Here is an 8006-nt window from a genome sequence, read left to right as displayed (position 1 = left end):
CGAGGTCGGCACCACCCCCGGCAACGCCAGTGCTGGTTGTGGCCGCAATCCGACGCTCGCCAGCGGCACTCACACCATCCAGAGCTCAGGCAAGAGCCGCAACTTCATCCTGCGGGTGCCGACGAACTACAACAACGCCAACCCGTACCGGCTGGTGTTCGGCTTCCACTGGTGGGGCGGCACCGCGACGGATGTCTCGACCGGGCAGACCGTGCAGCGTGACGTGTGGGCCTACTACGGTCTGTTGCCACTGTCGAACAACAGCACGATCTTCGTGGCGCCGCAGGGCATCAGCAACGGTTGGGCCAACTCCGGCGGCGAAGACGTCACCTTCGTCGACGACATGCTGCGGCAGATCGAGGGAGGGCTCTGCGTCAACACCCGCCAGCGGTTCGCCCTCGGGTTCAGCTACGGCGGATCGATGAGCTATGCGCTGGCGTGCGCCCGCGCGACGACCTTCCGCGCGGTCGCGGCCTACGGTGCCCCGGGCCAGATCAGCGGCTGCGCCGGCGGCACGCAGCCCATCGCCTACTTCGCGGCGCACGGCATCCGCGACAACATCGCCACCGGGCGCTCCCTGCGCGACAGGTTCGTGACCAACAACGGCTGCACACCACAGAACGCGCCGGAGCCCACGCAGGGCAGCCTGACCCACCGGACAACCACCTACTCCGGCTGCCGGGCGGGCTACTCCGTCGTGTGGGCACCGTTCGACGAGGGTCACATCGCCGCGCCACAGGACGGGGCGACCGGCGACAGCGGATCTCGCACGTGGCTGCCCCGCGAGACCTGGGCCTTCTTCACCCAGTTCCAGTGACCCCCGTCCCGCTGCCGACAGGACTGGAGCCACTCCCATGACCCGTCCCGCATTCAGCCGCCGGTCGATGCTGGCCGCGCTCAGCGCCGGCGGCCTCGCCGCGGCCGGCGGCGGCCTCATCCGGGCCATCCCGGCCCAGGCCGCCATTCCCGGACCGACCAGTTACGCCGAGACGTGGGACTCGGTCGGCCAGCACCTGGCCGCCGCGGAATGGTTCCAGGACGCCAAGTTCGGTGTCTATTACCACTGGGGAGTCTTCAGCGTCCCCGCCTTCGCCAACGAGTGGTACCCGCGGAACATGTACATCGCCGGCTCGGGCGAGAACAACCACCACCGCAACACCTATGGCGACCCGTCCACCTGGCCGCACCACAACTTCATCAACGGTGCCAACGATCGTTCCGGACGGTTCGTGCAGTTCGCGCCCCGGCTGCGGTCGGCCGGTGGCAACTTCGACCCCGACGAGTGGGCGCAGCTCTTCGTCGACGCCGGCGCGCGCTTCGCCGGTCCCGTCGCGGAGCACCATGACGGCTTCTCCATGTGGAACAGCAGCGTCAACGAGTGGAACTCGGTGGCCCGCGGCCCCCGGCTCGACCTGCTTCGCCTGCACACCAACGCGATCCGGGCCCGCGGGCTGAAGGTGCTCGTCGCGATGCACCATGCCTTCAACTTCACCGGCTTCTACCAGTGGGCGCCGCAGCAGTCCGACGCCAGTCTCCGCAAGCTCTATGGCCAACTCGGCACGACCGCATCACAGCAACTCTGGTACGACAAGCTCAAAGAGGTCATCGACCAGGCCCAGCCCGACATCATCTGGCAGGACTTCGACCTACCCCGGGTGAGCGAAGCACACCGGCTGCGGTTCCTCGCCTACTACTACAACCGCGCCGTCGCGTGGGACAAGGAAGTGGTGGCGACCTACAAGGACGGCCTCGAGCGCGGCGGCGCCGTCTTCGACTACGAACGCGGCGGACCCGCCGACCTGCGCACCCCCTACTGGCTCACCGACGACAGCATCAGCAGCTCGAGTTGGTGCTACACCGTGGGCATCGGCTACTACTCGCTGCCCCAGATGCTCCACTCGCTGATCGACCGGGTCAGCAAGAACGGCAACATGGTTCTCAACATCGCACCCATGGCTGACGGCACCATCCCATCCGGGCAGCGCACCATCCTGCTCGGCATCGGCGACTACCTCCGACGTTTCGGCGAGTCCATCTACGCCACGAGGGCCTGGAGCGTCTACGGCGAGGGACCCACGCGGATGGGTGGTGGATCCTTCGTCGCTCCGGCCGTCGGCACCCCGCAGGACGTCAGGTTCACCCGCAGCAAGGACGGCCGGATCCTGTACGCCACGATCCTGGGCTGGCCCGGTGGATCGGTCAACATCACCACGCTGTCGTCGAACCGGATCAACCTGAGCTCGCTGGCCGGCGTGCAACTGCTCGGATCCACCGCCGGCACCTACGTAAACCTGCCCAACCGCAGTCAGGACACGTCCGGCCTGCGGATCACCATGTCGTCCTCCAACGCCCCGTTCAGCGCCTCGGCGTACGTCGTGAAGCTGACCTTCAACGGGTCGATTCCGGCGCTCGGGGGCGGCCCCACGATCCCGTCGGCGGCCGGCGTCTACGTCAACACGGGTTTCCAGACCGGCACCGGGCTGCCCGTCGGCAACTACCCGGCGGCGCAGTTGCAGTCGGCGGGGATCGGACTGCGAACCATCTCGTCGGTGCGCGTCACCGCCGGACATCGCGTCGTGGGCTACGCCGACGACAACTTCACCGGCACGAGCTGGACCTTCACCGCCGACAACGCCGACCTGCGCAACACCGGCAACAACGATGCCATCGCCTCTCTGCGGGTCGGCTTCAACCCGGCGACCTACCAGCGGATAACGAACGTCACCAACGGCCTGGCCGTCGACAGCGGTGGCACGGTGGCGTCCGGCTCCACCCTGAAGCAATGGAGCCCGGACAGCAGCACCAACCTCCAGTGGCAGATCGTCGACCTGGGTACCGGCTACCACCGGATCGTGAACCGCACCAACGGAATGGTCGTCGACGGGTTCGGCCAGACCACCTCCGGCGCGCCGGCGCAACAGGCGCTCTGGAACGGCGGCAGCAACCAGCAATGGCTGATCACCGACCAGGGCAACCGCCGTTACCGGATCGCCAACCGGACGACCGGCCTCGCGCTCGACGGCGGGGGGCAGGTGGCGTCCGGATCGATCGTCAAGCAGTGGCCTCCGGACGGCAGCACCAACCTGCTGTGGACGATCACGGCCGTCTGACCACCCGCGTCCGCGGGGTCGCCCGGGCTCCGAGCGACCCCGCGGAGGTTCCGCACCGCCAGCGGGCGGCCCGCCGATATCCGGCGAGCCGCCCGTCTTAACCTCGGTATCAAAGGCGTTGCAACTGGAAACGCTGGTTGGCGTTGCCCGAGTACGTCCACTGGGCGATGCGGGCTCCGTCGGCGGTGGAGCCCGCGTACACGTCCATGGCCAGACCGCTCTGCCGGTTGACCAGGCTCACGATAGTGCCGCCGTGCTCCACCAACCGCCACTGCTGGTTCGCTGCGTTGGTGTCGGGCTGTTGGGTGATGTCGGTACCGTTGCTGTTGCTGGCGACCTGGAGCACCAGACCGCTGTGCCGGGCGCGGACCCGGTAGTGGCCGGCGTCGGACTCGATGAAGTCGAACTGCTGGTTGAGGCCGCTGCCCACCGGCCATTGGATCAACGCGGCGCCGGCCGCGGTCGAGTTCGCGTTGATGTCGCCGGCCTTTCCGCTGTGTTGGGCCACAAGCCGGTAGTACGCGCCGGGCTGCACGGGGCCGGTGCCGGCGGCATCACCCACCGGCTGTCGCGACAAGGCCATCGCCTGGGCCACATCGGGCAGGGGCCGCAGCCGGTACGTGTAGCTGTAGGTTCGGTCGGGGAACAGCTTGTAGGCGTCGATGGTGTGCGCCCCCCAGCTGTCGTTGCCGCCGACGCCCATCTGTTTGTGGTTGACCCGCAGCACGATCTCCTGTCGCGGCGTCAGCTGGTATTCATGGCGGACGTTGCCGGACAGATCCTCCGGGGTGAAGCGGGAGGCGTTCACCTCCAGCAGCGGCTCGCCGGTCACCAGCAGGCCGCGGCCGCTGCTGTTGGTGAGCGCCACCCAACGCACATCGGTCTTGTTGCCGTTCTCCTGCGGGCGCAGGTAGCTGGTCCACTGTGCGGCGACGGTGGACTGGTGGATGGCGACGTCGGAGCCCGTGCGCCGGTCCCAGTGGTTCTCGTGGGGGCCGCGTCCGTAGTACCGCAACTGGTCCAGGGCGAGGGACAGCGTCAGGATCGTGCCTACCTCGGGGATGTAGGGCAGGCTCGACGATCCGGGCCGCAGCGTGTTCTCGACTTTGATCTGGCCGTTGCCGAAGACCGTGTACGTCGTGGTGTATGTCGACAGGGTGCTCGTCGGTAGGTTGGCGTTGACGGTTATCCGGATCGCGCGGTCGGAGAGCCGGGTGACGACGACGCCGGTCACCGTACGGTTGGCACCGGCCAGGCGCCAGGTGGCGTTGCGAGTCGGGTGCCCGTTGCCGCGGTCGTTGTCGTTCGGCGCTCGCCAGAAGTTCGGCGTCGGGCCGGAGTTGACCAGCCGCAGACCCATCGCGTCGTACGAGCTGATCGCCCCGGTCGCCTTGCTGATGGTGACGGTGAAGCCGGTGCCGGCGATGGTGACGCCGCTGGCTGTTTCCGACAGGGTCACCGTCGGCACGCTGGTCACCGGCACCGGCTGGACCGGCGGGCTGCCGAAGTTGACCGGGAGCTGTTGCTTGGCTACCTCGAACCCGGCCTCGGCCCACAGGGTCGCGGTCCGGAGGCGGAACGAGAGCTGCAGGAAGTGCTCGGCTCCCGGCGCGAGCACGGCCGGGCGCTGGATCGGCACCTGGACCGTCTTCGACGACAGCGGGGCCACGTCGAGCTGCTGGGTGGTCAGCGAGCCGCTCTGGATCACCTGGCCGTCGGCCACCAGCGACCAGCGGCCCTCGAACGCGTTCACGTTGGTGAACAGGTATTCGTTGGTGATCCGGACGGTGCCGCCGATGATGTCGGCGCCGGCCGAAACGTTGACCGCCTGGTAGACCTGCTTGACCTCGACCGCCTTGCCGGTGGCCCGCCGGTCGGCGTCGACGATGCCATTGCCGCAGAAGTTGCCCGCGAAGTCCGGACGGTCACCCCAGTCGCCGCCGTAGGAGAGGTACGTAGCACCGCCGCCGGACGGGATCGGCCGCCGCAGGGCTTCGTCCGCGAAGTCCCAGATGAATCCACCCTGGAGGATCGGGTAACGCCGGTAGATGTCCCAGTATTCCTTGAGGTTGCCAGTCGAGTTGCCCATCGAGTGGGCGTACTCGTGCGACACGTACGGCCGGGAGTCCGCGTCGCGGGCGCGCTGCTCGGTGCGGGCGAGGGACTCGTATCCCTCGACCCGCAGGTCGCTGACCTCAGGTCGGTTGTCCCCTTGGTACTGGATGATCCGCGTCGGGTCGGCCGCTCGAATCCAGTTGCGCATGGCGACGAAGTTGGTGCCGCCGCCGGCCTCGTTGCCGAGCGACCAGATGACCACCGACGGATGGTTCTTGTCCCGGTGCACCATGGCGCTCGCCCGGTCGATGACCGGCGCGGTCCAATCTGTCCTGGACGCCGGATAGCTGGCCAGGACGCCGTGCGTCTCGAGGTTGGCCTCGTCCATGACATACAGGCCGTACTCGTCGGCGAGCTCGTAGAAGGTCGGGTTGTTCGGGTAGTGCGCGGTCCGGACGGCGTTGATGTTGAGCCGCTTCAGCACCGTGATGTCGCGAACCAGGTCCGCCCGGGTCAGTGCCGCGCCGCGATCCGTATCCATCTCGTGCCGGTTGACACCGCGCAGCGAGACCGGTTTGCCGTTGACGCGGATCAGGCCTTCACAGACCGCGAAGTCCCGGAAACCGACCCGGGTCGACACGGTCTGGGTGACGGCGCCGGACGGGTCGCGCAGTTGGAGAACGGCGGTGTAGAGGTTCGGGGACTCGGCTGACCAGAGCCGTGGGCCGGTGACGGCCTTCGTACCCCGGCCGGTCGCGTCCTGCCCGGCGGCCACCGAGCCGATGGCGATCGAGGTTCGCAGCGGGTCGGCCCAGATCGGCTGGCGGTTCTGGTCGTAGAGCTGTGTTTCGACCGTGTAGGTACCCGACGCTTGGACGCCGCTGTTGCGAAGGCTGCCGGCGACCACCAGATCGGCGTTGGTGAAGTTGTCGCGCAACGGGGTTTCGATCTTGAAATCGCGCAGGTGCACCGTCGGTAAGGAGTAGAGATAGACCGAGCGGAAGATCCCCGAGAGCCGGATCATGTCCTGGTCCTCCAGCCAGTCCCCGTCCGGGAAACGAAAAACCTCGACCGCGATCAGGTTGGCGCCCGCTACGAGGTGGCCCGTGAGGTCGAACTCGGCCGGCGTGTAAGAACCCTCCCGGTATCCGACGCGGGTTCCGTTGATCCAGAGGTAGAAGGCGGCCTTGACACCCTCGAAGTGGATGTGGATCCGCCTGCCCTGCCAGCCGGACGGCACCTGGAACGTCCGGCGGTACTGCCCGACGGGGTTGAACTGGGTCGGCACGAAGGGCGGCGTCCTGGCCTCGTCGTGGCCGCTTGGCCCCCACCACGGGTACGCGATGTTCGTGTAGATCGGGAAGTCGTAGCCGTGCTGCTGCCAGTTGGCCGGCACCGGAATGGTCCGCCAGCCGCTGTCGTCGACGTCGGTGCGGTGGAAGTTGGGGTCGCGGTCGGCCGGCCGCGTGACGTGCTGGAACCGCCAGGTGCCGTCCAGGCTCAGCCGGAAGGGCGAGTTCGTGCGATCGGCGTTGAGCGCCTGCTGCGGGTCGCCGTACGGCATGAGGGTCGCGTGCGGCGGCTGGGCGTTGACCTGGAAGATACCGATGTTGTTGTTCCACTCGGGGTATCCGTTGGGTGGATCGGCCCACGCCGCGTCGAACATGTCGGGGGCTGCTGCGCCCACCTGAGGTGCGCGAGGGCTGGTGGCCTCGCCCGCCGAGGGGATTGCCGCGGATCCGAGGGCTCCGGCTCCGCCGCCGAGGAGCAGCCGACGACGGATCGGCAGCCCGGGTGAGTCAGTCATTGCGAGCCCTTCCATGATGGACAGCGCGAGGCGCGACGACATCGGTACACCGCTGGGCGGGCTCGGCATAATGCCGAGCCCGCCGATCACGTTTCTAGCGTTGTAGCGTCAGCAGGCCCGGCCGGTACGGCAGGAGACCGTAGTCGCCGCCGGAACTCGGCGAGCGTCCCTGGTAGAGCAACTGGAGGTTGCAGGGGTCGATGGTCATGGTCTGGTCGGCGTTGCCCCGGAGCAGCTCGCCATGGCTGATGTCGTTGGTCCAGGTGGCGCCGCTGTTGGCTTTGCCGGCGAAGGGGTTGCTCTCGGTGGCGGCCTGCGGCGTCCAGGTGCCGCCGAGGCTGGTGGCGGTGAAGGAGCGGAAATAGCGGCCCTGTGCACCGATGGCCTCGACGAGCATCAGGTACCGGCTCTGGCCTTGGAGCTTGTAGACCTGGACCGCTTCGAAGAGGTTGTTGCTGGTGTCGCTCATGATGGTCGTGTACGTCGTGCCGAAGCTGCCCGGGAAGTTGCCGATGGGCATGCTGGCGCGGTAGATCTTGCCGTTGTCGCCGGCGAAGAACAGGTACATGTTGGTGCCGTCACCGATGAGCGCCTGGTCGATGGGACCGGTGTTGGAGCCGGTGATGCTGCCCGAGAAGAGCACCTGCTGTGCCGACCATCCGTTGGCGTTGGTCGGGTCGCTCGACGTCCGGTACGAGAAGGCGGTCGCGCCCCACTGGTAGGCGAGCACCCAGATGTTCCGCGGCGCGAAGTAGAAGAGCGAAGGCGCGACGGTCGAGAAGGACATCGTGTTCTGGCTGGCCGTGGCCATGTCGGACCAGTTGGTGAAGAGGCCGAAGTTCATCGAGCCCCATCGGGTCCCGGTGTCGTGCGTCGTGGCATAGACGAGATGCCGGCCGTTGTACGGAGCGTAGGTGAAGTCCTTGAGGGAGACCCACCCTGCCTTCGGGGTCGCCAGCACGCCTGTCGAACTCCAGCGGTACGTGGACGGGAGGTCGCATGTGCCGGGTGGCGGTGTGCCGCCGTCGACGCGG

At 67.7% G+C, this 8006-nt stretch carries 4 protein-coding genes; 2 read left to right on the top strand and 2 right to left on the bottom strand.

All coding sequences use genetic code 11. The annotated features are described in order from the left end of the window. Together Asi02nite_RS40435 and Asi02nite_RS40430 are read left to right on the top strand one after the other, a co-directional pair. A partial coding sequence (locus tag Asi02nite_RS40435) for a CE1 family esterase (RefSeq protein ID WP_373312448.1) occupies positions 1–817 on the top strand: 817 nt, incomplete at its 5' end. Between the two features lie 37 nt (positions 818–854). Then, complete coding sequence (locus Asi02nite_RS40430) at positions 855–3110, top strand: alpha-L-fucosidase (RefSeq protein ID WP_203719346.1); 2256 nt, start codon at positions 855–857, stop codon at positions 3108–3110. Positions 3111–3219: 109 nt separating this feature from the next. Here the strand turns inward: Asi02nite_RS40430 and lacZ are convergent, their stop codons facing one another. Together lacZ and Asi02nite_RS40420 are read right to left on the bottom strand one after the other, a co-directional pair. After that, positions 3220–6852 carry a beta-galactosidase, LacZ type gene (gene lacZ, locus Asi02nite_RS40425; RefSeq protein ID WP_239127696.1) on the bottom strand — a complete coding sequence of 1211 codons (3633 nt, stop codon included), beginning with the start codon at positions 6850–6852 and terminating at the stop codon, positions 3220–3222. A gap of 214 nt (positions 6853–7066) precedes the next feature. Next, positions 7067–8006 (bottom strand): non-reducing end alpha-L-arabinofuranosidase family hydrolase (locus tag Asi02nite_RS40420; protein ID WP_203719344.1); only part of this gene is annotated, 940 nt, incomplete at its 5' end.

The organism is Asanoa siamensis (assembly GCF_016862555.1).
GTDB lineage: Bacteria > Actinomycetota > Actinomycetes > Mycobacteriales > Micromonosporaceae > Asanoa > Asanoa siamensis.
Note: the sequence above shows the minus strand (reverse complement) of the source record. Positions and strands in the feature narration are given on the sequence as shown.

Bases quoted from the DNA above. Each gene is read 5' to 3' on its own strand.
- Asi02nite_RS40430 (WP_203719346.1), top strand. From the start codon at position 855: ATGACCCGTCCCGCATTCAGCCGCCGGTCGATGCTGGCCGCGCTCAGC.